The organism is Actinomycetospora sp. (assembly GCF_036497245.1).
Classification (GTDB): Bacteria; Actinomycetota; Actinomycetes; order Mycobacteriales; family Pseudonocardiaceae; genus Actinomycetospora.
In genome coordinates this window covers 1-25,524 of sequence record NZ_DASXJS010000136.1, presented here as the reverse complement: position 1 = coordinate 25,524, position 25,524 = coordinate 1, and the positions used below count along the sequence as shown (strand labels likewise).

The window sequence follows — 25,524 nt, the reverse complement described above, 5'->3', positions numbered from 1 at the left end:
CGAGTCTGCCGCTCGGTACACGTCGGTACCCATCGGTGTGCGCCGACGGCCCGCGGGCCCTGGGAACCGGGGACTCGTCGGCACCGTCGAATCCTCGTGGACCTCCGACGCCCGTTCCGGCACCGCGACGCCCTCGGATGCGGTGCCCTCACGCGCCATCATCTGATCGACGGCAGCTATCGGCTGCTGGTCTCCGGAGTGTCCGTCCGGGTGGAGGTCACCGTCACCACGGCGCTCCGGGCGGCGGGCGCCGTGCTGGCGTACCCCGGCGCCGTGGTGGCCGGCCTCGCCGCGGCGGCGATGTGGGAGGTCGACGCGGCCCCGGCGGACACCACCGTGGATCTCATGGTCGGTCCGAGCGAGCTCCGCGCCCGGCCGGGCGTGCGGCTGCACCGGTCGCGCCCGGGCGAGGACGAGGTCGCCGTCGTGGACGGGGTCAGGGTCACGACACCGGCTCGGACCGCGCTCGACCTGGCCCGGTGGCTTCCGCGGGGGGAGGCGGTCGTCGTCGTGGACGCGCTCCTGGGCGCGACCGGCACCGACGTCGGAGGCGCGCAGGAACTGGCGGATCGCCATCGGGGGGAGCGCGGTGTCAGCGACGTCGGCCCGGTGCTCGGGTCGGTCGACCCGCGGAGCCCGTCCCCGGAGGCGTCGCGGCTGCGGGTGGGGCTGCTCGCCCGCGGGCTCGCCGTGCCGCTGGTCGCGCAGCATCTGCTCGACGGCGAGGGGCGACCGGTGGCGGAGCTGGCCCTGGCCTGGCCGGAGGTCCGGCTGGGGCTGGCGCACGTGTACGGCGTCCGCGAGGCCGCGGCCCGCGTCGGCTGGGAGGTCCTGGAGGTGCGCGACGACCTCGCTCGGGAGTGGGGCACCCGGACCCGTCCCGCCCCGATCGACGACATCGCCCGACACCTTCACCGGCTCGCCGACCGGTGGGATCCCCCGCCCCGGCTCAGCGGACGGTGGCCGGGGAGGCTGCCGCGTCCACCCGGCCCGGACGGGGAGTGCGACGGGGGTCTCAGTAGGCTCGTCCCCGCCTGATTCGTGGAGATCGAAGGAGAGGAGCGCCGTGTCCGACGAGCGCACCCTGGTGCTGGTGAAGCCCGACGGAGTGCAGCGTGGCCTGGTCGGTGAGGTCATCTCGCGCATCGAGCGCAAGGGGCTCCGCCTGGCGTCGCTGGAGCTCAAGAGCGTGGAGCGCTCGGTCGCCGAGCAGCACTACGCCGAGCACGCCGAGCGCCCGTTCTTCGGGGAGCTGATCGAGTTCATCACCTCCGGCCCGGTGGCGGCCATGGTGGTGGAGGGTCCCCGGGCGATCGCGGCGTTCCGCCAGATCGCCGGCGGGACCGACCCGGTCGAGAAGGCCGTGCCGGGCTCGCTGCGTGGCGACCTGGCGCTGGAGACCGGGTCGAACATCGTGCACGGCTCGGACTCCCCGGAGTCGGCCGAGCGCGAGATCAAGCTCTGGTTCGGCTGATCTTCACGGTCCGCTCGATGCCGTCGATGACGGCGGGCCACGTCGAGCGGGCCAGATCGTGGCCCATCCCCGGCAGTTCGAGCAGCTCGGCGCCGGGGATGGCGGCCGCGGTCGCCCGTCCCCCGGAGGGGCGGATGACCGCGTCGGCGGTGCCGTGGACGACCAGCGCGGGCATCGTCAGGCCTCCCAGGTCGTCGGTGCGGTCCCGCTCGGCCACGCACGCCGCGAGCTGACGGCCGCTGCCCCGGCCGTCGTGGGCCACGCTCGCCTCACGCCCGGCGGCGCGGCGCACGGTCACCCGGACGTCCTGGTCGTCCTCGGCGGTCCGGAACGTCGACCCGATGCGGCGGAACGCACGGACCATGTCCTCGGCAGGGTCGGCCGCGGGCGGGCGCAGGAAGTCGGGCACGCGCCGCCACGACACCTTCCCGGTGCGACCGTCGCCGGGCCGGCCCATGATCGAGGTGAGCGAGAGGGTGCGGCCCGGGTGCCGGATCGCGACCTCCTGCGCCACCATCGCCCCGAGCGAGGCCCCGGCGACGTGGGCCGCGCCCCCGTGGGCGTCGATCACCGCCGCGGCGTCGTCGGCCATGTCGCCGAGGCTGTAGACGGGACGGCCCCGGTCGTGCACAGCGAGAGGTCCCCGGCGTCCACGAAGCGCTCCACGGTGGGGCTGTTCGGCCGGGGCGCCGGACCGGTTCGCGAGCCCCCTTACCCTGGGCACCATGGCTGTGCCCACCGTCCCGGCGACGTCGTTGTACGAACGTCTCGAACCCCTGCTGCCCCGGGTCCGCAAGCCCGTGCAGTACGTGGGCGGCGAGCGCAACGCGACGGTGACGCCCTGGGAGGACGCGCAGGTCCACTGGGCGCTGTGCTACCCGGACGCGTACGAGGTCGGCCTGCCCAACCAGGGCCTCATGATCCTCTACGAGGTCCTCAACGAGCGGCCCGACGCCCTCGCCGAGCGCACCTACGCCGTCTGGCCGGACCTCGCCGCGCTGATGCGCGAGCACGGGGTCCCGCAGTTCACCGTCGACGCCCACCGCCCGGTGGCGGCGTTCGACGTCCTCGGCGTCTCCTTCGCCACCGAGCTCGGGTACACGAACCTCCTCGAGATCCTCGATCTCGCCGGCATCCCGCTGCACGCGCGTGACCGGACGACCGAGCACCCGCTGGTCCTCGCCGGCGGGCACGCGGCGTTCAACCCGGAGCCGATCGCGGACTTCGTCGACATCGTCGCGCTGGGCGACGGCGAGGAGGTCGTCGGCGAGATCACCGATGTCGTCCGGGTGGCGAAGGAGGAGGGGATCGGCAGGCACGAGACGCTCGAGCGCCTCGCCGGCGTGTCCGGGGTGTACGTGCCGGGCCTGTACGAGGTGAGCTACGCCGACGACGGGGCGATCGCCGCCGTGCGTCCCACCAGCGACGCCGCCCCGGAGCGGGTGCACAAGCGCACGACGTCCGACCTGGACGACTGGCCCTACCCGAAGCAGCCGCTCGTCCCGATGGCCGAGACGGTGCACGAGCGGATGAGCGTCGAGATCTTCCGCGGCTGCACCCGCGGGTGCCGCTTCTGCCAGGCCGGAATGATCACCCGCCCGGTCCGGGAGCGCTCGAAGCGGGGCGTGAGCGAGATGGTCGAGCAGGGCCTGGAGGCCTCCGGCTACTCCGAGGTCGGCCTGCTGTCCCTGAGCTCGGCCGACCACTCCGAGATCGGCGACATCGCCAAGGGGCTGGCCGACCGCTACGAGGGGACCGGCACCGGGCTGTCGCTGCCCTCGACGCGCGTGGACGCGTTCAACGTCGACCTCGCCGAGGAGCTCACCCGCTCCGGGCGCCGGTCGGGCCTGACGTTCGCCCCCGAGGGCGGCTCCGAGCGGCTGCGACGCGTGATCAACAAGATGGTCTCCGAGGAGGAGCTCATCAAGACCGTCTCGACCGCCTACGAGCACGGCTGGCGGCAGGTGAAGCTGTACTTCATGTGCGGTCTGCCCACCGAGACCGACGAGGACGTGCTGCAGATCGCGACGATGGCCCACGAGGTCATCCGCGCCGGCCGCAAGGCCGCCGGGCGCGGCGACGTACGGACCACGGTGTCGATCGGCGCGTTCGTGCCCAAGCCGCACACGCCGTTCCAGTGGGCGGCGCAGACCCCGCCCGACGTCGTCGACTCCCGGCTGCGCCAGCTGCGGACGGCGATCAACTCCGACCGTTCGCTGGGCCGCAACATCGGCCTGCGCTACCACGACGGGCAGCCGTCGCTGATCGAAGGACTGCTCTCGCGCGGGGACCGGCGCGTCGGTGCCGTGATCGAGGCGGTCTGGCGCGACGGCGGGCACTTCGACGGGTGGAGCGAGTACTTCTCCTTCGAGCGGTGGGACGCCGCGGCCGCACGCGAGCTGCCGTCCCAGGGGGTGGACCTCGCCTGGTTCACCACCCGCGAGCGCAGCGGGGACGAGGTCCTGCCCTGGGACCACCTGGACTCCGGCCTGGACCGCGGCTGGCTCTGGGACGACTGGCAGGACGCGCTGGACTCCCGGGAGCAGGACGACTGCCGCTGGACGCCGTGCTTCGACTGCGGCGTCTGCCCGCAGATGGGGACCGAGATCCAGATGGGCCCGTCGGCGGGCGACATGGTCGCGGCCGGGCGGATGCTGCCGCTGACCCCGGTCGAGAGCCGCACCTCGACACCGGTCCACAACCCCGCCCTCTCGCCCTCGGCGGGCTCGTCCACATCCCCCGTCGCTCCGCTCGCCCCGTCCACATCCCCCGTCGCTCCGCTCGCCCCGTGAGCCGCCAGGGGACCGCCGCCCACCCCTCGGCGCCCACGGTCGCGAAGGTCCGGATGCGGTTCGCCAAGCGGGGGCGGGCGCGGTTCAGCTCGCACCGGGACGTGGCCCGCGCGATGGAGTGGGCCCTGCGCCGCGCCGGGGTGCCGGTCTCGCTCTCGCACGGGTTCAGCCCGCACCCGCGCCTGTCCTGGCTCGGGGCGGCGCCGACCGGGGCGGCCAGCGAGGCCGAGTTCGTCGAGATCGGCCTCACCGTCGACCTCGACCCCGCCGACGTGGCCCGTGAGGTCGACGCGGTGCTGCCCGAGGGCCTTTCGGTGCTCGACGTCGTACGAGCCGGACCGGGTGCGCTCGCGGACCGCATCGACGCGTCCGTCTGGCGGATCACGATGCCCGGAGTGGCCCCGGAGCAGCTGGCAGATGCCGTTGCGGCGCTCGAGGCGGCCGACGTCGTCGAGGTCGAGCGGATGACCAAGAACGGCCCGCGCACCCTCGACGTGCGCGCGGCGCTCGTCGAACTCACGGTGGACGGTGCGGCCGGCGTCACGGACGCCTCCGCCGACCGTCACCCGAACGATGGACGAGCACGAGATGACGCGCCGGGAGACCGCCCGCGACCGGCCGGTGACGACGCGCCGGACGGCACGGGCGAGGTCGCCGACCGCCGTGCACGTGCGCTGCGCGCCGCGTGTGGGACACTGACGGCGGTCGTACGGCACACCACGCCGGCTGTGCGACCCGACGACGTGGTGAGCGCGCTGCGCAGCGTCGCCGGGCTGGAGCCGCCCGTCCCCGTCACCGCGACGCGGATGGAGCAGGGCCGGCTCGGTGACAGCGGAGAGTTGCTCGACCCGCTCGAGGCGGACCGCGCGACGACCGGTCGCGAAACCGTCCCCGCGCGGCACGCCGGCGAGGACCGCTCGGACTGAGGGCGGCGGGACCCCACCGGGTCCCCGCCGTGCGAACGCCGGGCGCCCGATGTTTCGGCGGCCATCGGCACCCGGTGCCGGGGGTTGCTCGGCGAGACCACGCGATGCCCTCGTGTGGCCGCGACCGCACAGGTCGCGCCCGGGGGCCGAAGGAGTTGCATGTCCGAGAACGAGGCCCTCCCCGCCTCATCGTCCGAGGGTCGCCCCGACGCCTCGGTGCTGGCGGCGCTGCCCGACAAGCTGCGGGTGCACGCGCTCGCCCGCCTGCTCGGGTCCTCCAGCCGCGAGGTGCTCGCGGTGCTCGCGCGACTCGACGTGGCGGCGCGCAGCGCGCAGTCCAGCGTCGACCGAACCACCGTGTCCCAGGTCGTCGAGCACCTCTTCCCCTCGGAGAAGCCCGCCGAGCCGGACGTCGGGGAGCCGGCCCTGCCCGACCTCCCGCCGGAGTCGCCCGCGGCGGTGACCGCACCGGCCGCACCGGCCGAGGACGGCGAGCCCGAGGTCACCGGCGCGATCGGCGCAGGCCCGTCGGCGTCCGCCGCGCTCTTCCTCGCCCCGGAGGCCACCTCCGGGGACGCGGAGGCCGGAGGCGGTCGCCGCCGTCGTCGGGGGAGCCGCTCCACCGGGGTCGTCACCCCGGGCGAGACCAGCGGGCCCGCGGCCGCGCAGGACGAGGAGTCCGACGACTCCGAGACCCCCGCGGAGTCCGAGGACGCCGAGGACACCGGGTCCGACGACGCCGCGACCGGCGGTGACGGGGACGACGATGACGCCGGCCGCCGGCGTCGTCGCCGCGGCAGGCGGGGACGTGGACGCGGCCGGGGCGGCCCCGACGACGAGTCCGGCGAGGACTCGCCCGAGGGCGCCGACGGCGAGTCCTCGGACAGCGCCGAGGGCGACGACGCGGAGTCGGACGACGACTCGGACGGCGCCGACTCGTCGGACGACGGCGGCGACGACTCCGGGGAGGGGACCTCCGGCTCGTCGCGGCGGCGCAGGCGCCGTCGGCGGCGCACCAACGACGACTCCGGCGACGGCTCCGCCGGGTCCGGCGGCTCGTCCGGCTCGTCCGGCTCGGGCAACGACGACCCGCCGAACACCGTCACCCACGTCCGCGAGAAGGACCAGAACGAGAAGAAGCGCTCGAGCGACGACGAGGTCAAGGGCGTCAAGGGCTCGACGCGCCTGGAGGCCAAGCGTCAGCGTCGCCGTGACGGCCGGGAGCAGGGCAGGCGCCGCCCGTCGATCCTCTCCGAGTCGGAGTTCCTGGCGCGCCGCGAGGCCGTCGAGCGGACGATGGTCGTGCGCCAGCAGGCCGACCGCAACCAGATCGGCGTGCTCGAGGACGGCGTGCTCGTCGAGCACTTCGTCGCGAGCAGCGGCCAGAACTCCATGGTCGGCAACGTCTATCTCGGCCGCGTGCAGAACGTGCTGCCCTCGATGGAGGCGGCGTTCGTCGACATCGGCCGCGGCCGCAACGCGGTGCTCTACGCCGGCGAGGTGAACTGGGACGCGTCCGGCCTGGAGGGCAAGCAGCGCAAGATCGAGCAGGCGCTCTCCTCCGGCGACAGCGTGCTGGTGCAGGTCACCAAGGACCCCGTCGGCCACAAGGGTGCGCGCCTGACCACCCAGATCAGCCTGCCCGGCCGATTCCTGGTCTACGTGCCCGGCGGCGGCGCGACCGGCATCAGCCGCAAGCTGCCCGAGTCGGAGCGCAAGCGGCTCAAGGAGACCCTCAAGCGCATCGTCCCGTCCGAGGCGGGCGTCATCATCCGCACGGCGGCCGAGGGCGTCGAGGAGTCCGAGCTCGAGGGCGACGTGCGTCGGCTGGCCGCCCAGTGGGAGGTCATCGAGCGCACCGGGCGCGAGGCGGCCGAGGGCGGCGGCAAGGGCAAGGGATCGGGCAAGGGGTCGACCAAGGCGCCGACGCTGGTCCACGAGGAGCCCGACCTGCTCATCCGGGTCGTACGCGACATGTTCAACGAGGACTTCTCCTCGCTCGTCATCTCCGGCGAGCAGGCGTGGGAGACCCTCGAGGGTTACATCTCCCACGTCGCGCCCGAGCTCGTCGCCCGGCTGTCGCGCCACATCGGGCCGGAGGACGTCTTCAGTGCGTACCGGATCGACGAGCAGCTGGTGAAGGCGCTCGACCGCAAGGTGTGGCTGCCCTCGGGCGGCACGCTGGTCATCGACCGCACCGAGGCGATGACCGTCGTCGACGTCAACACCGGCAAGTTCACCGGCTCCGGGGGCAACCTCGAGGAGACCGTGACCCGGAACAACCTCGAGGCCGCCGAGGAGGTCGTGCGCCAGCTCCGGCTGCGCGACATCGGCGGCATGATCGTCATCGACTTCATCGACATGGTCCTGGAGTCGAACCGCGACCTCGTGCTGCGCCGGCTCACCGAGTGCCTCGGGCGCGACCGCACCCGGCACCAGGTCGCCGAGGTGACCTCGCTCGGCCTGGTGCAGATGACCCGTAAGCGGGTGGGCCAGGGCCTGCTCGACGAGTTCTCCACGCCGTGCGAGCACTGCAGGGGCCGCGGCGTGATCGTCCAGTCCGAGCCGGTCACGAACGGCCACGACCACGGCGGCCGCTCCGGGCAGAACGGCTCCTCCAACTCGCCGTCGTCGAACGCCTCGTCGTCCTCCTCGGGGGACCGGGGTCAGAAGGGCGGCGGCCAGGACAGCGGCGGTCGGGACAGCGGCGGTCGGGATAGCGGCGGTCGGGATAGCGGCGGTCGGGACAGCGGCGGTCGGGACAGCGGCCCGAAGGGCGGCGGTCAGGACAGCGGCGGCCAGGACGCCGGCGGCCAGGACGGGTCCGGCCAGAACGGCTCGTCCGGGTCCGGTCGGCGGCGTGGTCGCGGTCGGCGCGGGGCGCAGTCCGACGGCGGGTCGCCCTCGACGGTGGCCGCGACCGCCACGACGGGCCCGGCGGACGCCGACGGGGAACCGGGCCACGTCCCGAGCCCCGCCGACGTGGCCGGCGTGCGCCGGACGGGCTCCGGTGCCGACGAGGCCGGAGAGCCCGAGGTGGCGCTCGAGGCCGACCTGGCCGACGAGAGCACCGGCTCGTCCGACGACGCGGGCCAGGCCCCGGCCGGGGACGAGCCGGATCAGCCGGAGACCCCCGCCGCAGAGCAGTCGGAGACCGCTCCGTCCCAGGTGGAGGAGCTCCCGGCCGCGCAGCCCTCGACCGAGCCCGCCGCCGTCGCGACCACCGATGCCGCCCCGGCGCCCGTCAGCGACGAGCCCGACCAGCCGGACGTGCCCGTCGCGACGGACGACGACGCCTCCTCGGCCGACGACACCGCTCCGGGCGGCCGGCGTCGTCGTCGGACCGCATCGCGGCCTGCCGGGCCTCCGGTGACGGTCGGCGGGCCCCGCTCATGAGCACCCCGACCCCGGACCCGCCGGACCCGGCGGGTATCGTGGTCCTAGCAGCGCAGGGGTCGGGAGACCCGTGCGTACGGTGAGGCGCCCGCCGATCAGGCGGAGCGACACTCCCGAGAACCAGACAGACGTCCAGCACGACAGGAGCCTGCGTCCGACATGTACGCGATCGTGAAGACCGGCGGCAAGCAGTACAAGGTCGCGGTCGGCGACGTCGTCGACGTGGAGCTCCTGGACGGCGACTCGGTCGACCTCCAGCCCGTGCTCGTCGTCGACGGGGCCACCGTCCTCTCCTCGGCCAATGACCTCGCCAAGGTGTCCATCACCGGCAACATCCTCGGTGAGAACAAGGGCCCGAAGATCAAGATCATGAAGTACAAGAACAAGACCGGCTACAAGCGGCGCGTCGGGCATCGTCAGCGCTACAGCCAGGTCGAGATCACCGGCATCTCGAAGTAGAGGGAGCGACACACCATGGCTCACAAGAAGGGTGCGTCCAGCTCCCGCAACGGTCGTGACTCGAACGCCCAGTTCCTCGGGGTCAAGCGCTACGGCGGCCAGGTCGTCAAGGCAGGCGAGATCCTGGTCCGCCAGCGCGGCACCAAGTTCCACCCGGGCGTCGGGGTCGGCCGCGGCGGGGACGACACGCTGTTCGCGCTGATCGCCGGTTCCGTGAAGTTCGGGCACAAGGGCGGGCGCAAGAACGTCAACATCGTGCCGGTCGAGGAGACCGTCTCGGCCTGACAGGCGCACGACACCAGTCACACCGGCGAGGGGCGGGCCCGAACGGGTCCGCCCCTCGTCGTCTCTCTCGGGAAGACAGTGTCAGCAGGGAAGGATGGGCTCATGGCGCGGTTCGTCGACCGCGTGACCCTGCACGTGACCGCCGGAGCGGGTGGTCACGGGTGCGCCTCGGTGCGCCGGGAGAAGTTCGTCCCGCTCGGCGGGCCCGACGGCGGCAACGGCGGGCGCGGGGGAGACGTCGTCCTCGTCGCCGACCCCGGCGTGCACACGCTGCTCGACTTCCACCACCGCCCGCACGCCGTCGCCGGCAACGGCCGTCCCGGTCAGGGGAGCTTCCGCAACGGCGCGAACGCCGACGACGTGGAGCTCGCCGTCCCCGAGGGCACCGTCGTCATGTCGGACGACGAGACCCCCGAGGTCCTGGGCGACCTCGCCGGTCCCGGGGCCCGGTTCGTCGCGGTTCGGGGCGGGCGCGGTGGGCTCGGGAACGCCGCGCTCGCGAGCCCGGCCCGCAAGGCGCCCGGCTTCGCGCTGCTCGGCGAGCCGGGGGACACCCGCGACCTCGTGCTCGAGCTGCGCTCAATGGCCGACGTCGGGCTGCTCGGGTTTCCCAGCGCCGGCAAGTCGTCGCTGGTCAGCGCGCTGTCCGCCGCGAAGCCGAAGATCGCCGACTACCCCTTCACCACGCTGACCCCGCACCTCGGGGTGGTCAGCGCGGGCGACTCCACCTTCACCGTCGCCGACGTCCCCGGCCTCATCCCGGGCGCCTCCGGCGGGAAGGGTCTCGGCCTGGACTTCCTGCGCCACATCGAGCGCTGCTCGGTGCTCGTGCACGTCGTCGACTGCGCCACGTTCGAGACCGACCGCGACCCGGTCTCCGACATCCGCGCCCTCGAGCACGAGCTCGCCGCGTACACCCCGGCGCTCGGCACGGACATGAGCGAGCGGCCGCGGATCGTCGCCCTCAACAAGATCGACGTGCCGGACGCCGCGGACCTCGCCGAGCTGGTCCGCGACGAGGTCGCCGAGTTCGGCTGGCCCGTCGTGGAGATCTCGACGGCGGCGCACAACGGCCTGCGGGAGCTCTCGTTCCTCATGGCGGGCGCCGTCGAGGAGGCCCGCGCGAGCCGGGCCGACACCCCGCCGCCGCGCGTCGTGCTGCGCCCGACCGCGGTCGACGACTCCGGGTTCACCGTCGAGGCGGACACCGGCGACGACCTCGATCCCTCCGCCGGGCCGGCCTGGCGGGTCCGCGGTGACAAGCCCGAGCGCTGGGTGCGGCAGACCGACTTCGTCAACGACGAGGCCGTGGGCTACCTCGCCGACCGACTCGCGCGCCTCGGCGTCGAGGAGGCCCTCGCCGAGGCGGGCGCGCGCCCCGGGGACATGGTCACGATCGGCGTCCACACCTTCGACTGGGAGCCCTCGACGCCCGCAGGCGTGGCCGCACTGGGCGGTGGCCCGCCCGCCAGCGGTCGCGGCACCGACCCGCGGATCGAGAACGCCGCCTACGCGGAACGGCTGTCGGCCTCCGAGCGCAAGGCCAACCGGTCGGAACGACGCAGGCACCGCGACGACGCCGAGCTGGGCGTCCCGAGCTGGGTGGACGGCGGCGATCCCTACGACGACGAGGTGGGGGAGGACCCGGAGTGACGGCCCGCGAGGTCGTCGCAGGCGCCCGGCGGCTGGTGGTCAAGATCGGCTCCTCGTCGTTGACCAGCGTCTCGGGCGGGCTCGACGTCTCGCGGCTGGACGCCCTGGTCGACGCCGTCGCCGCGCGCGTGGCGGCAGGCACCCAGGTGGTCCTCGTGTCGTCGGGCGCGATCGCGGCCGGGCTCGCTCCGCTGGGACTCGCGCGCCGCCCCCGGGACCTCGCCAGCCAGCAGGCGGCCGCGTCGGTGGGACAGCTCCACCTCACGCGCGCCTACGCGGACGCGTTCGCCCGTCACGACCGGGTCGTCGGCCAGGTGCTGCTGACCAGCCACGACGTCGTCCGCCGCGCCCCGTACCGCAACGCCCAGCGCACGTTCGAGCGCCTCCTCTCCCTCGGCGTCGTCCCGGTCGTGAACGAGAACGACACCACCGCCACCGACGAGATCCGCTTCGGTGACAACGACCGGCTCGCGGCGCTCGTCGCCCACATCGTCGGCGCCGACGCGCTGGTCCTGCTCTCCGACGTCGAGGGCGTGTACGACGACGACCCGCGCCGCCCCGGCGCCTCGATGCTCGACGAGGTCCACGGGGTCGCCGATCTCGACCGGGTCCGCGTCGCGAAGCCCGGCGCGGCCGCCGTCGGCACCGGGGGGATGGCGTCGAAGCTCGCGGCGGCCGATCTCGCGTCGGGCGCGGGGGTTCCGGTACTCGTCGCCGGGGCCTCGGCGGCCTCCGCGGCCCTCGACGGCGCCGAGGGCGGGACCGTGTTCGCGCCGACCGGCCCGCGGCTCTCGGCACGTCGTTTCTGGCTGCGGCACATGGCGGGCTCGCGCGGGCGGCTGCACCTCGACGACGGGGCGGTGCGCGCGGTGACATCGGGCCCGGCCGCCAAGCGCCGCTCGCTGTTGGCGGCGGGCATCACCGGGTCCGACGGTGACTTCGAGGCCGGTGACGTGGTGGAGCTCGTCGGCCCACACGGGGAGACCGTGGCTCGCGGGGTGGTGGCCTTCGACGCCGAGGAGATGCCGGAGCTGGTCGGGCGCAAGACCCGCGACCTCGCCCCGGAGCACCGTCGGGAAGTGGTGCACGCCGACGACCTCGTCCCGGTGCGCGGGCCGGCGGCGACGGCGACGGTGTAGTCCTCGCTCTAGTCGACGGCGGCAGGAGCTCCCCCCGACCCTCGTTGATCAACAGCACGTCACGCATGCTCGCCGGCGGCCCAACATGCGTGGAGTGCTCATGATCACGGAAAGGGGGAAGTGGCGTCCCCAACTCCGTGATCATGGGCACATCGCGCACGTTCGGCGTCCCCGGGCCATGCGTGGAGTGCTCGTGATCATGAAAAGCCGCGGCAGCCCGCCGTCGAGAACGCCACACCCGCCGTCGGGAACCCCGGTGCGCCCGTCGGCATACTGGACCGATGACCAGCGCGCCCACCCGGACGACCCCTGCGGAGATCGTGACCGACTGCGGCGAGCGGGCGGCGGCCGCGGCCCCGGCGATGGCAGCCGCGACGGACGCCCGGATCGCGACGGCGCTGCGCACGATGGCCGACCTGCTCCTCGCGAAGGCCCCGAGCCTCGCGACGGCCAACCAGGCCGACGTCGATGCCGCCACCGGGGCGGGGATGACGGCGGCGCTGGTCGACCGGCTCCGTCTCGGGGAGGAGCGCCTCACCACGATGGCCGAGTCGCTGCGTGAGCTGGCGGAGGTCCCGACGCCCCCGCGCGACACCGTGCTCGAGGAGCGCCCCGACGGGCTGCGCCTCGTCGAGCGACGGCGCCCGGTCGGCGTCATCGGCGCGAACTTCGAGGCCCGGCCGAACGTCGTCGTCGACATCGCCTCCCAGCTGGTGAAGTCCCGCAACGCCGGGGTGCTGCGCACCGGCGGCGCCGCGCTCGCCTCCGCCACGGCGCTGATGGGCGACGTCGTGGCCCCGGCGCTCGAGGCGGCGGGCCTGCCGGACGACGCGGTGACCCTGGTGCGCGACCCGCGTCGGGAGTGCGCCGTCGAACTGGTCCGCAGGCCCGGGCTGATCGGGCTGGTGATCCTGCGCGGGTCGGGTGAGACCACCCGCTCCCTGGGCCTCGAGGCCGCCCAGTGCGGGGTGCGGACGCTGGCGCACGCCGACGGCGGCGGGGTCCTCTACGTGGACCGGGCCGCCGACCCGGCGCTGACGACCACGCTGGTCACGTCCTCGGTGGACCGGCTCGGCGTGTGCAACCGGCTCAACCTGCTGCTCGTCGACCGCCCGCAGTGGGACACCGTCACCCCGATCCTGGTCGAACTGCTCCGGGACGCGGGCATCCGCGCCTCATTGCCGCCCCACGATCAGGCCCTGGGCCACGAGTGGGCGCTCGACGATGGGCACGAGGCGACCGTGACCGTGGCGCCCGCGGACGGCCCGGCCGACGCCGCGACGATCGCGAACCGCGAGACCTCGGGGCTGGCCGCGACCATCGTCACCGCCGACGAGGCCGCCGCCCGGACCTTCCTCGACACCTACGCGGGGACCGGCGCGTTCTGGAACGCGACGACGCGCCTGCTCGACGGCTTCAAGCTGCGCCGCGTGCCCGAGACCGGCATCAACGTCGACCACGTCCCCGGGCCGCGCGGCCCGGTGGTCTTCACCGACCTGTGCCTGCGCCAGTTCGTGGTGGTGCCTGCGTCGACGGCGGTCGGGCTGAACTAGCGGTCCTGACCGCTAGACGACCTGGCGGCGGAAGCGCGCGGTCCCGCCGACGACGGCCGCGGCCAGCCCGGCGAGGCCGGTGAACCCGAACAGGTACGACGCCAGCCACACGTGCTTGGACAGCTCGTAGTAGCCGTCGCCGAGCACGGCCACGGTGACCACGCCGAGCCCGAGCAGCGACGACGCGGCGGCGACGCGAACCAGCCCGATCGCGAGCGGATCGGCCCGGCGTGCCCGCGGGAGCAGGGTCGCCGCGCCCGCGGCCAGGGCCAGCAGCACGGTCGCCAGGGGGAGCCAGCCGACGCCGATGTTCGCGAGCCAGCCGTCGAGCAGGACCGTCTGAGGACCCGCCTCCGGGTAGACCGTGCGGCCCTCGAAGTGCTCCGGGGCGGTCCCGCGCGGCGCCGACGGCAGGTAGGGCAGCTGCGGGCGCATCGTGGCGGTCAGTCCGCGGTCGACCATGGTCGCGAGCGCCGCCGGGTGCTCCATGAGCACCGTGCGGGCGTCGGAGCGCGCCTGCTCGGGCCGGTCGCCGATCGCGGTCGCCCAGCCCGGGATCCCCATCCCGCCCGCGACGTAGAAACCTTCGCCGGAGTGCGACGCGGCGGCCGGGGGGAGCCCGACGGCGGGGAGGACGGTGTCCGGGCCGACCTCGGGCATGAGCGCGGTGAACAGCAGGTTGTGGGCGTTCACGGCGGCGTAGCTGCGGTCCTGACCCCCGATGCTGGCGGCGACCGGGGCGGCCGCGCAGGCCAGCAGGGCGAGCGCCACCAGCGGCCCGGCGAGCCGGGCGAGCACCCGCACTCCCGGCCGGGCGTGGGGCGCACGCAGCACCACCAGGGCGCAGCAGAGCGCCGCGACGCCGCCGATCGGGACGAACCCGGGCTTGGCGGTGGCCGCGACGAGGCCGCCGAGGGCGAGCAGACCCAGCGCGACGACTCGCCGCGCCCGATGCTCGGGGCGGGTCCCGGCGACGACGAGCAGTCCGGTCAGCACCCACACCGTTCCCACGAGCGCCGCGGGCTCCGCGTAGAGCGACACGAGGAACCGCGTCCACCACGAGACCACCAGCAGCGGCACGAGCGGGAGCAGCACCAGCGCGGCGCGGGCCGGCCGGACGGAGGCGAGGGTGGCGGCGCCGACCCCGACCCCGAGCGCCGCGACACCGGCCAGCAACCACGCGTACGTGGCCAGGGAGAACGTTCCCGGGCCGGTGGGGACGACGAGGCCGAGCAGCGTCGCGGACGACGACGGCGCGGCGGTGCAGGGGGTCCCGCCGGTGGTGAACGCGGTGACGACCACCCCGCGCCACAGCGAGAACTTGCTGGGCGTGTCCGGCGTCAGCCCCGCGGTGCAGAAGAGGCGGTAGGCGTCGCCGTTGTCCCCGACGCCGAGGAGCCCTCCGCCGATCAGCGGCAGCTGCACGAGCCCGATCCGCAGCGCGATGCCGAGAACCGTCACCGTCGCCGCGAGACCGCCCGCCACGGCCGGCACCGTGACGCGGCGCGGGACCGCGAGCGCGCGCAGGTCACCGGCGGCGTGGGTGAGCGCTCCGGGCATCCCGGCGACCGCGGTCAGAACGCGGTCTCGTCGCGCGGCGCCGCGCCGCGAACGGGGGAGCGAGGTCAGCGGATCGATCCAGCGACGCTAGCGTCCCCCGTCCGGGCCGCTCGCGACCGGGGTCCCTGCTCCAGGCCGCGCCGTGAGATCCGCATGAACGACGACACGCCGGGTGCGTGGTCCGGGCGTCGGTGGGCGATTACAGCACGACGGCGCGGTCGCGCACCTGATTCCAGAGGTCGACGGGAAGCTCGGTCCAGGAGAAGACGTCGTCGACGGCGGCGAAGCGGCCGGCCGCCTGCCGGGCCTGCACGATCCGCGCCGCCTGCACCGGCTCGAGCCCGCAGACGGACGCCACGACCTGGGCGGGCGCCGAGTTGAGGTCGACGAGCCCGCCGTCGTCGTAGTCCCGGGGCAGGTCAGGTCGCCCGATCCGGAGCTCGCGGGCCAGCAGGGGGTCGGACGCGACGAGCTGACGGGCCTCGTCGCGGCGACGCCGGGCGGCGAGGGCTCGGGCGACGGCGGGCTGGGCCGCCGCGGGTGCCGTCGGTGCCCCCGCGCCGTAGATCTGCTGGCGCATCACGATGAGCCCGACCAGCCCACCCAGCAGGATCACGATGATCAGGGTGCCGCCGATGTTCGACTGAGCTCCCACGACCTTGCCCGCCGCGTCGTGGTCGGCCGTCCCGAAGAGCACGAAGGCGAGCACTGTCGCGGCCAGCATGACGGCGGCCGCGATCACGTGGCCGACGCGACGCGACCGGACCGCCGCGTGGGTGAAGGGCACCACCGCGAGGATCCCGAGGCTGAGGACGTGGACGAAGAACCACCACCCTCCGCGGGTGAACCAGTTCCCCCGGGACGGTGCGGGCGCGGCGGCGGTCACGGGCTCAGAGCTTCTCGCGCAGGACCCGCTTGAGCAGCTTGCCCGACTGGTTGCGGGGCAGCTCCTCGATGAGGTGCACGGACTTCGGGACCTTGTACTTGGCGAGCCTGCTCTTGGAGTGGGTGATGAGCTCGTCGGTGTCGAAGCCGCTGGGCTCCTGGTCGTCGCGCAGCACCACGAACGCCGTCACCGCCTCGATCCAGCGGTCGTCGGGCGTGCCGATGACGGCGACCTCGGCGACGGCGGGGTGGGTGTAGAGCGCGTCCTCCACCTCGCGGGAGGCGACGAGGATGCCGCCGGTGTTGATGACGTCCTTGATCCGGTCGACCACCGTGATGAAGCCCTGCTCGTCGAGGCGCACCATGTCCCCGGAGTGGAACCAACCGTCGCGGAACGCCTCGGCGGTCTCCTCCGGCTTGTCCCAGTAGCCCTCGCAGAGCTGCGGCGAGCGGTAGATGACCTCGCCGGACCCGCCCGGCTCGACGTCGTTCCCCTCGTCGTCGATCACGCGCAGCTCGACGAACAGCACCGGGCGCCCGCAGGAGTCGGGGCGGTCGTCGTGCTCCTCGGGCTGCAGGACGGTGGCGAGCGGACCGATCTCGGACTGCCCGAAGCAGTTGTAGACGCCGAGCTCCGGGAGTGCCTCGCGCAGTCGCGCGAGGATCGGCCCCGGCATGATCGACGCCCCGTAGAACGCCTTGCGCAGGCTCGAGAGCTCGCGCGTTCCGAAGTCGGCGTGGTTGACCAGCGGCACCCACACCGTCGGCGCGAGGAACAGCGCCCCGACCCGGTCGGCCTCGATGCGCCGGAGGATCTCCGGGATGTCGGGCGTCTCCATCAGATGGTTCGTCGCGCCCACGGCCAGGTACGGCAGCATGAACAGCTGCATGCCCGCCGAGTGGTAGAGCGGCATGGCGTGCAGCGGTGCGTCGTCCTCGCTCATGGCCAGCGCATGGATGCCCGAGACGTACTCGTGGACGAGCCCGCGGTGGGTCATCATCGCGCCCTTGGGCTTCGACGTGGTGCCGCTGGTGTAGAGCAGCTGGACCAGGTCGTCCCCGGCCACCGTGATGTCGTCGAGGCTCGGGATGTCGCCGGTGCGCGCGGCGTCGAGCAGGCTGCCGGGCGCATCGCGCATGGGCACGACCTGGGAGGGCCGCCGGGCGAGCGCGTCCACGTTGCCGGCGAGCTTCGGGTCGACGATCAGCACCTTGCTGCCGGACTGCTCGACCAGGTACGCGAGCTCCTCGCCGGTGAGCGCGTAGTTGATCGGGACGTGGACCGCGCCGATCCGGGCCGCGCCGAGGAAGCCCAGCACGTAGGCGTCGGAGTTCTGGCCGTAGGCCGCCACGCGGTCGCCCTGAGCGATGCCGAGCCCCCGCAACCAGCCCGCCGTCCGGCTCGTCGCGTCCTCGAGCTCGCGGTAGGTCCAGGACCGGTCCGCGAAGACCAGGGCGGTGCGGTCGGGCGTGCGGCGCGCGCTGCGGCGCAGGACGCCGTCGACGGTGTTGGCCCGGGTGTCCACGCTGGGGGTCCTTCCGGTCAGTGATGTGGCCGGTCACTCTCGCGGGTCGGTGGGGCCACGTCCAGTTGTCGGATATGGGGAGGGTGCTCGAGGTCCCGGGGGTGCGCCGCCCCGATCTCGGCCGAGTTTCCCTGGGGCCGTGATCATGAGCACGTGGCGCAGGTCTTCGAGGTCCAGGACGTGCCTGATGTGCCCGTGATCAAGCGGCGCGGGGCGCGAGCCTCGGTGAGGAGCACACCACGCAGGCCGGGGGCGGTCGAGTCCTCACCGGTGTGCTGTTGATCAGCGGGCGGGTGGTCCCGGTCCCGCGGCCGCTGGTGCGGGCCTGTCAGCGCGGCTTCCTGCCCCCGGCGACTGACGCTTCCGCCGACGTCGCGACCGGCGGACGATGACGGCGTGGAGCCTCCGGTACCGACGCGCTGGGTGATGACCTACCGCGCCGTCCCCGATTTCCTCCCCCTCGCGATGGAGCACGGTCCGGGACACGTGGCCCGGCTCCACGAGTTCCGGGCGCGCGGGCTCGTGCTGATGGCCGGGCCGCTGACCGAGCCCTTCGACGGCGACGCCATGGCGATCTTCACCAGCCGGGAGGCGGCCGAGGAGTTCGTCGAGGGCGACCCGTTCGTCACCGGCGGAGCGGTGGCCGAGTGGTCCCTGCGGGCCTGGGCGGAGGGGCTCAGCTCGCCGTCCTGACCGGCCCCCGAGGGGCGTGGCCGATCGACCGACCTCAGCCCGTCGTCGCGATGGTGAGCGGTAGGACGGCGGATGCGCCGGCCCGCCGGAGCAGCATCGCCGCAACCGTCATCGTCCACCCGGAGTCGTTCACGTCGTCCACGAGCAGCACCGGCCCGCCGAGGGTGATCGACGCCGGCACGGACAGCCGACCGTGGACCTCGGCGAGCCGCTGCGCCGAGTTCGGCTGCTCGGGCTCCGAGTCGTCCTCGGGGTCGACGTAGTGCGGCGGGGCCGCGTCGGCGAGCGCACCCAGCAACGGTAGCCGCCCGATCGACGCGATCCGCTGCGCGAAGCTCTCCACCAGCGCCGGGCGCGCGCGGCTGGGGAGCCACACCACGCCGGTCGGTCGCTCGGCCCAGCCCCAGCCCTTGAGGACCTCGACGGCCGCGTCGACGACGGCGTCGGGCACGAGGTCGTCGGAGCGCAGCAGCGGGCGCAGGCGCGGGCCCCAGCCGACGTCGGTCAGCCGGCCGATCGCCCGGCCCTCCTCCGCGGCCTCCTCCGGCTTGATCTTGCCCTTGAGCGGCACGTCGAGGGCGTCCATCCCGGAGGGCCACTGCTTGCGCGGGGCCAGCGGGACACCGGGCCGGTCGAGCACCTCCTGGGCCTGCACGCGCACGTCCTCGCCGACCGAGGGGTCGTGGTGGCGGCCGGTGCAGTTGTCGCACCGCCCGCACCGCTCGGCCCCGGGGTCGTCCAGCTGGCGGCGCAGGAACTCCATCCGACAGCCGTCGGTGGCGATGTAGTCGAGCATCGCCTGCTGCTCGGCCCGGCGCGCCTTCGCCAGACCGGTGTAGCGGGCACCGTCGTACTCCCAGGGTTCGCCCGTGGCCTCCCAGCCGCCCTTGACCCGGCGGACGGCGCCGTCGGTGTCGAGCACCTTGAGCATCATCTCCAGCCGCCCGCGGGAGAGCTCCACCCGCGGCTCGAGCGCGGCGGTCGACATCGGACGCCCGGCGTCGCCGAGCACCGAGAGGGCCACCCGCACCTGCGGCTCGGCGGGGAACGCGAGCGACGCGAAGTACGCCCAAATGTCGCGGTCCTCCGGGCCCGGCAGCAGCAGCACCTCGGCGCGCTGGACGCCACGGCCCGCGCGGCCGATCTGCTGGTAGTACGCCACCGGCGACTGCGGCGCCCCGAGGTGCACGACGAAGCCGAGGTCCGGCTTGTCGAACCCCATGCCCAGCGCCGACGTCGCGACCAGCGCCTTCACGCGGTTGGCCAGCAGGTCGTCCTCGGCGCGCTCGCGCTCGGCCGGATCGGTCTTGCCGGTGTACGAGGCGACGGCGTGCCCGCGCTCGCGCAGGAACGCCGCCAGCTCGTCGGCAGCCGACACCGTGAGCGTGTAGACGATCCCGGAGCCCGGCAGGTCGTCGAGGTGCTGGGCGAGCCAGGCGAACCGGTCCGCGCCCTTCGGCAGCGACAGCACCCCCAGGTGCAGCGACTCCCGGTCGAGCTCGCCGCGCAGGACGAGGGCCTCGTCGTGCGAGGTGCTGACGCCCAGCTGGTCGGCCACGTCACCCGTCACCCGGTCGTTCGCGGTCGCGGTGGTCGCCAGGACCGGCACGCCGTCAGGAAGCTCCGAGATCAGGGTCCGCAGCCGGCGGTAGTCCGGCCGGAAGTCGTGCCCCCAGTCCGAGATGCAGTGCGCCTCGTCGACCACGAGCAGGCCCGCGGTGCGGGAGAGCTCGGGCAGCACCTGGTCGCGGAACTCGGGGTTGTTCAGCCGCTCCGGGCTGACCAGCAGGACGTCGACCTCGCCCGACCGGACCTGCGCGTAGACCTCCTGCCAACCCTCGGTGTTCGCGGAGTTCACCGTCACCGCGTGGATGCCCGCGCGCCCGGCGGCCTCGATCTGGTTGCGCATCAGGGCGAGCAGCGGGCTGACGATCACGGTGGGCCCCTTGCCCCGGGCGCGCAGCAGGGCGGTGGCGACGAAGTACACCGCCGACTTGCCCCACCCGGTGCGCTGGACGACGAGCGCCCGCCGCCCCTGGGCCACCAACGCCTCGATCGCGCGCCACTGGTCCTCGCGCAGCACCGCGTCCGGACCCGCGAGCCGCTGGAGGGTGGCCTCGGCGTCGGCACGCAGGTCGGTCACGGCCGGATCGGGGTGGGTGGGCGAAGACACCGTCATGGACACCACGGTGGCACAGGGCCCCGACAGCGTGGGCCGGGTCCGCGTGACCCGGCGGCCGAGCGGGTGCTTGTGACTCAGCTCACCGAGGCCGCACCATTCCCGACATGAGCACCGGGGTCCTGACGACGGGCTGGGAGCCCGGCGTGCCCGCCGGGGACACGATCATCCGGCGCTTCGTGCTGGCCTACGCCGACCGGATCGCCGCGATGGCCGCCCGCGTCGGAGGCAGGCAGAAGTGGGTCGAGGGGGCGCGGATGGCCGACCTCGGCTCGCCCTTCGGCTACGACAACGCCGTGGTCGTCACCCGGCCGCTCTCCGAGGGCGAGTGGCCGGACGTGGTCGCGGCCGCGGACGCGTTCTTCCCCCCGCACCGGTGGTGGGTGGTGCTGTCGGTCTTCCCGACGCCGGACCTGCGTGCGCACGGCCTCCTCCGCGTCGGTCACCCGCCGCTGATGCTCCGCCCACCCGCGCCGACGCCCCCACCGCTGCCGGGTCTCGACGTCCGCGCCGTCGAGGACGCCACGACCCTCGCCGACTTCCAGGCCGTGCTCGTCGCCGGGTACGGCCTCGCCGAGGTGGGCGTCCCGGCCATCGCCGACCTCGCCCTCGCCGGCTCGCTGCTGCACCTGCGGGTCGGCTACGTCGACGGCACCCCGGTCGCGACGGCGGGCGCCGCGGTGCGCCACGGCATCGTCGAGGTCGACTGGGTCGCGACGCTGCCCCAGGCCCGCCGCCGCGGGTACGGGACGGCGATCACCGCCGCCGTCGTCGACGTCGCGCCCGACCTGCCCTCGGTGCTCATCGCCAGCGACGACGGCCACGCGATCTACCGGCGCCTCGGGTACCTCGACCTGTTCCGGACGACCATGTGGGAGCACCCACCGTCGTGAAGCCGACATCGCCGCGCTGACATCGACGCGCGGCGCACACAGTCCGGCCCCGGCCGGCATCGCTGCGTGGACATCGACGGCGGTTCCGAGGGAGGGGCCCCTTCGCTCGAGATCCGCGAGGGGCAGCGGCCAGGCACCCACGCCGGGTCGCCGGAGTGTGTGCGCGACGCGTCGGTCCACCGAGTACCACGCGAGGCGAGTGACGTCGTCGCTACTCGGCCTGCTCCAACGCCTCGCCGAACTCGCGGGCCCGCCGGCTGCTGCGGTCGGCGGCGAGGAGGTGGCCGGCGCCGAGCACGAGGGCGAGCGGCCAGTCGAGGAACCCGAGCATGCCCAGCGCCGCGATGCCGCCCACGAACACCAGCTCCGGGCGGGACATCTCGAACGTGCCGAGCCAGGGGAGCGTCATCCGGGTGGTCGTCGGGTCCTGGGTCTGATGCTGCGGCGTCCCGGTCTCGGTGCTCATCGCCCCGAGGATGCGCCGCCTGTCGACGCCGGGCGCGTCACCACCCCGGGACAAGTGGACGATCAGCAGGCAGGATGCGGTTCCGTGGGTACCGAATCGACCGGCCGTGCGACGCTCTTCGACTCCGTCGACGACGTCCTGACCCGGCTCGCCGACGTCGGCTACCTGGCCTCCACCGCCGTCGCGACCACCGTCTTCCTCGCCGACCGGCTGGGCAAGCCGCTGCTCGTCGAGGGGCCCGCGGGCGTCGGGAAGACCGAGCTGGCGCGTGCGGTGGCCGAGGCCACGCACGCCGGCCTGGTCCGCCTGCAGTGCTACGAGGGCATCGACGAGGCCCGGGCGCTCTACGAGTGGAACCACGCCAAGCAGCTGCTGCGCATCCAGGCGAGCCAGGGCGAGGAGTGGGATGCCACCCGCGACGACGTCTTCTCCGAGGAGTTCCTGCTCACCCGCCCGCTGCTCACCGCGATCCGGCGCACCGAGCCCACCGTGCTGCTCGTCGACGAGACCGACAAGGCCGACGTCGAGGTCGAGGGGCTGCTGCTCGAGGTGCTCGGCGACTTCCAGGTCACCGTCCCCGAGCTGGGCACCATCACCGCCTCGCAGAAACCGTTCACGTTGCTGACCTCCAACGCGACCCGTGAGCTCTCCGAGGCCCTCAAGCGCCGGTGCCTGTTCCTGCACCTCGACTTCCCCGACGCCGAGCTCGAGCGCCGGATCGTCGCGAGCCGGGTCCCGCAGCTGCCGGAGGCGCTGGCGGAGCAGCTCGTCCGCATCATCGGCGTGCTCCGCGGACTGGACCTGCGCAAGGCGCCGTCGGTGTCGGAGACGATCGACTGGGCCCGCACGCTGGTCGCCCTCGGACTCGACACCCTCGACGACGACGCGGTGCGCGCGAGCCTCGGCGTCGTCCTCAAGCACCGCTCCGACATGGTCAAGGCGTCCTCCGAGCTGCGTCTGAACTAGCGATGACCGCATCAGGACCGTCCCCCGCCGCCCCGTCCACACCGACGCGCGGCCTCCCCGCCCACCTCGTCGACTTCGTGCAGGCCCTGCGCCGCCACCACGTCGACGTCGGACCGGGGGAGACCGTCGACGCCGCGGCGGTGATGGCCGAGCTCGACCTGCTGCGCCGCGAACAGCTGCGCGAGGGGCTGGCCGCCGCGCTGCTGCGCCGCTCCGGGCAGCGCCAGACCTTCGACGCGCTGTTCGACCTGTGGTTCCCGCTGGGTCAGGGTGCGGCGCTCGGTGAGGTGGCACTGCCCTATACCGAGGACGGCAACGTCGATGTCGACGCGCTCCGCGACCTGCTCGCGCAGCTCCTCGCCGACGGCGACACCGCGGCGCTCTCCGAGCTGGCCCGCGCCGTCGTCGACGGGCTCGGCGCCATCGGCGTCGGGAACGGGAGCGGCACCGGGGCAGGCGGGTCCGGGAACGGGCGGGACGGGTCGGCCGGCTCGCCGTCGGGGTTCTCCTCCTACCAGGCGCTCAACAGCGTGCGGCCCGAGACGCTGCTGGCGCGGGTCCTCGCCGACCTGCGCGGCGGACGGGAGGCCGAGACCGCGGACAGCCCGTTCGCCGAGGAGGTCGCGCGACGCCAGACGCGGGCGCGGATCGCGGACTTCCGGCGGATGGTGCAGGCCGAGACGGCGCGACGGGGCTCGGAGATCCGCGGGCGCGAGGCGGCCGCCCGGACCGGGGTGCGACGCCAGGCCGAGCAGACCGACTTCCTCTCGGCGGGCGCCGACACCCTGGCCGACCTGCGCCGCCGGGTCGCACCGCTGGGTCGTCACCTCGCGACTCGGCTGGCCGCCCGCCGTCGTCGGGCCCACCGCGGAGCGATCGACATGCGCCGCACGCTGCGGCAGTCGATGTCCACCGGCGGGGTGCCGGTGAACCTGGTGCACCGGCGGCCGCGCCCGGGCCGCCCGGAACTGGTGCTGCTCTGCGACGTGTCGGGCTCGGTGGCCGGGTTCAGCCACTTCACGATGATGCTGGTCCAGGCCCTGCGCGAGCAGTTCGCCCGCATCCGGATCTTCTGCTTCGTCGACGGGTGCGTCGAGGTCACCGACCTCTTCACCCCGGGCGCCGACCTCGGCGAGGTGCTCACCGAGGTGCACTCCCGCCCGGGCCTGGTGGCCTGGAGCGGGCACTCCGACTACGGGCGCGCGTTCGACCGGTTCGCCGAGCGCTGGCCGGACGCGGTCACCGAGCGCACCTCGCTGCTCGTCCTCGGCGACGCCCGCACCAACCACCAGGACCCGGCGCTGGGTGTGCTCGCCGGGGTCGTCGCCCGCGCCCGCCACGCCCACTGGCTCAACCCCGAACCGGAGAAGCAGTGGGGGACCGGCGACTCGGCGGCCCGCGAGTACGGCCGCGTCATACCGATGCACGAGTGCCGGACGGCGGCCCAGCTGGCGGGCGTCGTCGGCGGGCTGCTCCCGGTGTGAGCCGGGCGAGCGACGGGGAGAGGGCTCGGGAAGGTCGGATGAGCAGACGCATCGGGGTCATGGGCGGGACGTTCGACCCGATCCACCACGGCCACCTCGTCGCGGCGAGCGAAGCGGCGCTCCGGTTCGCGCTCGACGAGGTCGTGTTCGTGCCGACCGGGCAGCCGTGGCAGAAGGGCAAGGGGGACGTCACCGCCGCCGAGGACCGATACCTGATGACCGTGGTCGCGACGGCCTCGAACCCCCGGTTCACCGTGAGCCGCGTGGACGTCGACCGTGACGGCCCCACCTACACCGTGGACACCCTGCGCGACCTCGCCGCGATCTTCCCCGACGACGAGCTCTACTTCATCACCGGCGCCGACGCCCTGGAGCAGATCCTGTCCTGGCACCGGGCGCACGAGATGTTCGACATCGCGCACTTCGTCGGGGTGACGCGCCCCGGGTTCGACCTGGTCTCGGACCACCTGCCGCGCGGCGCGGTCTCGCTCATCGAGGTGCCGGCGATGGCGATCTCGTCGACCGACTGTCGCGCGCGCGTGGAGAAGGGCGAACCGGTCTGGTACCTGGTGCCCGACGGCGTGGTGCAGTACATCGCCAAGCGCGGGCTGTACCGCGACGGTGTGAGCCCTTCGCGCCTCGAGCACCTGAGCTAGACGTGGCCGCCGAGCAACCGGAGCTCGTCGTCGCGGACGCGGCCGCCTGGCTGGAGTGGCTGCGCGAGAACCACACGGACCCGACGGGGGTGTGGCTGGCGCTGGCGAAGAAGGCCGCGTTCTCCCATCCGGAGCCGCCGACGACCCTCACCTACGCGCAGGCCCTCGACGAGGCGCTGTGCCACGGGTGGATCGACGGCCAGGCACGCCGCCGGGACGAGCTCACGACGTTCCAGCGCTTCACGCCGCGGCGGGCCCGCAGCCCCTGGTCGGCGCGCAACGTCGGCTACGTGGCGCGGTTGACCGAGGAGGGCCGGATGCAGCCGGCCGGGCTCGCCGAGGTGGAGCGGGCGAAGGCCGACGGTCGCTGGGACGTCGCCTACGCCGGTCCGGCGACCGCCGTCGTCCCCGAAGACCTCGCCGCCGCGATTGCCGCCGACCCGGCCGCCGCGGCGATGTTCGAGCGCCTGACCAGCCAGAACCGCTATGCGCTCACCCATCGGCTCGGTCAGCTCAAGCGGGCCGAGACCCGGTCGCGC

22 protein-coding genes are annotated in these 25,524 nt (G+C 74.1%); 16 read left to right on the top strand and 6 right to left on the bottom strand.

The genetic code is table 11. The features are described from left to right. Positions 1 to 96: 96 nt before the first annotated feature. Together VGI02_RS14305 and ndk are read left to right on the top strand one after the other, a co-directional pair. Positions 97 to 1,038, top strand: a complete 942-nt coding sequence (locus VGI02_RS14305; RefSeq protein WP_331628060.1) for a type IV toxin-antitoxin system AbiEi family antitoxin — start codon at positions 97 to 99, stop codon at positions 1,036 to 1,038. A 28-nt stretch (positions 1,039 to 1,066) separates the two neighbouring features. Continuing rightward, on the top strand, positions 1,067 to 1,474 hold the full coding sequence (gene ndk, locus VGI02_RS14300) for a nucleoside-diphosphate kinase (RefSeq protein ID WP_331628059.1): 408 nt from the start codon (positions 1,067 to 1,069) through the stop codon (positions 1,472 to 1,474). Here ndk and VGI02_RS14295 read toward each other — a convergent pair. Continuing rightward, entirely contained in the window at positions 1,455 to 2,201 is a 747-nt protein-coding gene (locus tag VGI02_RS14295) for an alpha/beta fold hydrolase (protein WP_331628058.1), read from the bottom strand. The genes ndk and VGI02_RS14295 overlap by 20 nt on opposite strands. Here VGI02_RS14295 and VGI02_RS14290 point away from each other — a divergent pair. The 8 genes from VGI02_RS14290 to VGI02_RS14255 all read left to right on the top strand — a co-directional run bounded on the left by VGI02_RS14290 (position 2,200) and on the right by VGI02_RS14255 (position 13,677). Next, positions 2,200 to 4,266, top strand: a complete 2,067-nt coding sequence (locus VGI02_RS14290) for a TIGR03960 family B12-binding radical SAM protein (protein WP_331628057.1) — start codon at positions 2,200 to 2,202, stop codon at positions 4,264 to 4,266. The two genes, VGI02_RS14295 and VGI02_RS14290, sit on opposite strands and share 2 nt — an antisense overlap. Beyond that, positions 4,263 to 5,192: a TIGR03936 family radical SAM-associated protein gene (locus VGI02_RS14285; protein ID WP_331628056.1), complete on the top strand. Its 930-nt coding sequence runs from the start codon at positions 4,263 to 4,265 to the stop codon at positions 5,190 to 5,192. Before VGI02_RS14290 ends, VGI02_RS14285 begins: the two co-directional genes overlap by 4 nt. A 159-nt stretch (positions 5,193 to 5,351) precedes the next feature. Beyond that, the gene (locus VGI02_RS14280) at positions 5,352 to 8,588 is read left to right on the top strand and encodes a translation initiation factor IF-2 N-terminal domain-containing protein (protein ID WP_331628055.1); all 3,237 of its coding nucleotides are present in this window, start codon (positions 5,352 to 5,354) and stop codon (positions 8,586 to 8,588) included. Between the two features lie 159 nt (positions 8,589 to 8,747). Beyond that, complete coding sequence (gene rplU, locus VGI02_RS14275) at positions 8,748 to 9,047, top strand: 50S ribosomal protein L21 (protein WP_331628054.1); 300 nt, start codon at positions 8,748 to 8,750, stop codon at positions 9,045 to 9,047. Between the two features lie 15 nt (positions 9,048 to 9,062). Continuing rightward, positions 9,063 to 9,332 (top strand): 50S ribosomal protein L27, encoded by a 270-nt coding sequence (rpmA, locus tag VGI02_RS14270; protein WP_331628053.1) that lies wholly within the window; start codon positions 9,063 to 9,065, stop codon positions 9,330 to 9,332. 102 nt (positions 9,333 to 9,434) lie between these two features. Beyond that, positions 9,435 to 10,985 carry a GTPase ObgE gene (gene obgE / locus VGI02_RS14265; protein ID WP_331628052.1) on the top strand — a complete coding sequence of 517 codons (1,551 nt, stop codon included), beginning with the start codon at positions 9,435 to 9,437 and terminating at the stop codon, positions 10,983 to 10,985. Next, positions 10,982 to 12,124, top strand: coding sequence for a glutamate 5-kinase (gene proB, locus VGI02_RS14260; protein ID WP_331628051.1), 1,143 nt, complete (start codon positions 10,982 to 10,984; stop codon positions 12,122 to 12,124). Before obgE ends, proB begins: the two co-directional genes overlap by 4 nt. A gap of 281 nt (positions 12,125 to 12,405) precedes the next feature. After that, positions 12,406 to 13,677, top strand: coding sequence for an aldehyde dehydrogenase family protein (locus tag VGI02_RS14255; RefSeq protein ID WP_331628050.1), 1,272 nt, complete (start codon positions 12,406 to 12,408; stop codon positions 13,675 to 13,677). A 12-nt stretch (positions 13,678 to 13,689) separates the two neighbouring features. Here the strand turns inward: VGI02_RS14255 and wsfD are convergent, their stop codons facing one another. From wsfD to VGI02_RS14240, 3 genes are all read right to left on the bottom strand, one after another. Continuing rightward, the gene (wsfD, locus tag VGI02_RS14250; protein WP_331628049.1) at positions 13,690 to 15,237 is read right to left on the bottom strand and encodes a glycan biosynthesis hexose transferase WsfD; all 1,548 of its coding nucleotides are present in this window, start codon (positions 15,235 to 15,237) and stop codon (positions 13,690 to 13,692) included. A 199-nt stretch (positions 15,238 to 15,436) separates the two neighbouring features. Further along, positions 15,437 to 16,123, bottom strand: coding sequence for a ComEA family DNA-binding protein (locus VGI02_RS14245; protein WP_331628048.1), 687 nt, complete (start codon positions 16,121 to 16,123; stop codon positions 15,437 to 15,439). A 4-nt stretch (positions 16,124 to 16,127) separates the two neighbouring features. Next, on the bottom strand, positions 16,128 to 17,648 hold the full coding sequence (locus VGI02_RS14240) for an acyl-CoA synthetase (protein WP_331628047.1): 1,521 nt from the start codon (positions 17,646 to 17,648) through the stop codon (positions 16,128 to 16,130). Positions 17,649 to 18,044: 396 nt separating this feature from the next. On the opposite strand from VGI02_RS14240, the gene VGI02_RS14235 reads away from it, so the two are divergent. After that, positions 18,045 to 18,341 (top strand): YciI family protein, encoded by a 297-nt coding sequence (locus VGI02_RS14235; protein ID WP_331628046.1) that lies wholly within the window; start codon positions 18,045 to 18,047, stop codon positions 18,339 to 18,341. 34 nt (positions 18,342 to 18,375) lie between these two features. Here the strand turns inward: VGI02_RS14235 and VGI02_RS14230 are convergent, their stop codons facing one another. Beyond that, positions 18,376 to 20,520: a RecQ family ATP-dependent DNA helicase gene (locus tag VGI02_RS14230; protein ID WP_331628045.1), complete on the bottom strand. Its 2,145-nt coding sequence runs from the start codon at positions 20,518 to 20,520 to the stop codon at positions 18,376 to 18,378. 107 nt (positions 20,521 to 20,627) lie between these two features. On the opposite strand from VGI02_RS14230, the gene VGI02_RS14225 reads away from it, so the two are divergent. Next, positions 20,628 to 21,413, top strand: a complete 786-nt coding sequence (locus VGI02_RS14225; protein ID WP_331628044.1) for a GNAT family N-acetyltransferase — start codon at positions 20,628 to 20,630, stop codon at positions 21,411 to 21,413. Positions 21,414 to 21,624: 211 nt separating this feature from the next. Here the strand turns inward: VGI02_RS14225 and VGI02_RS14220 are convergent, their stop codons facing one another. Then, entirely contained in the window at positions 21,625 to 21,879 is a 255-nt protein-coding gene (locus VGI02_RS14220) for a hypothetical protein (RefSeq protein WP_331628043.1), read from the bottom strand. Between the two features lie 84 nt (positions 21,880 to 21,963). On the opposite strand from VGI02_RS14220, the gene VGI02_RS14215 reads away from it, so the two are divergent. From VGI02_RS14215 to VGI02_RS14200, 4 genes are all read left to right on the top strand, one after another. Beyond that, positions 21,964 to 22,845, top strand: coding sequence for an AAA family ATPase (locus tag VGI02_RS14215; protein WP_331628042.1), 882 nt, complete (start codon positions 21,964 to 21,966; stop codon positions 22,843 to 22,845). 2 nt (positions 22,846 to 22,847) lie between these two features. Continuing rightward, on the top strand, positions 22,848 to 24,329 hold the full coding sequence (locus VGI02_RS14210; RefSeq protein ID WP_331628041.1) for a vWA domain-containing protein: 1,482 nt from the start codon (positions 22,848 to 22,850) through the stop codon (positions 24,327 to 24,329). A gap of 38 nt (positions 24,330 to 24,367) precedes the next feature. Beyond that, positions 24,368 to 24,985, top strand: a complete 618-nt coding sequence (gene nadD, locus VGI02_RS14205) for a nicotinate-nucleotide adenylyltransferase (RefSeq protein ID WP_331628040.1) — start codon at positions 24,368 to 24,370, stop codon at positions 24,983 to 24,985. A 2-nt stretch (positions 24,986 to 24,987) separates the two neighbouring features. Further along, positions 24,988 to 25,524: YdeI/OmpD-associated family protein (locus tag VGI02_RS14200; protein WP_331628039.1), on the top strand; the 537-nt coding region annotated here is incomplete at its 3' end.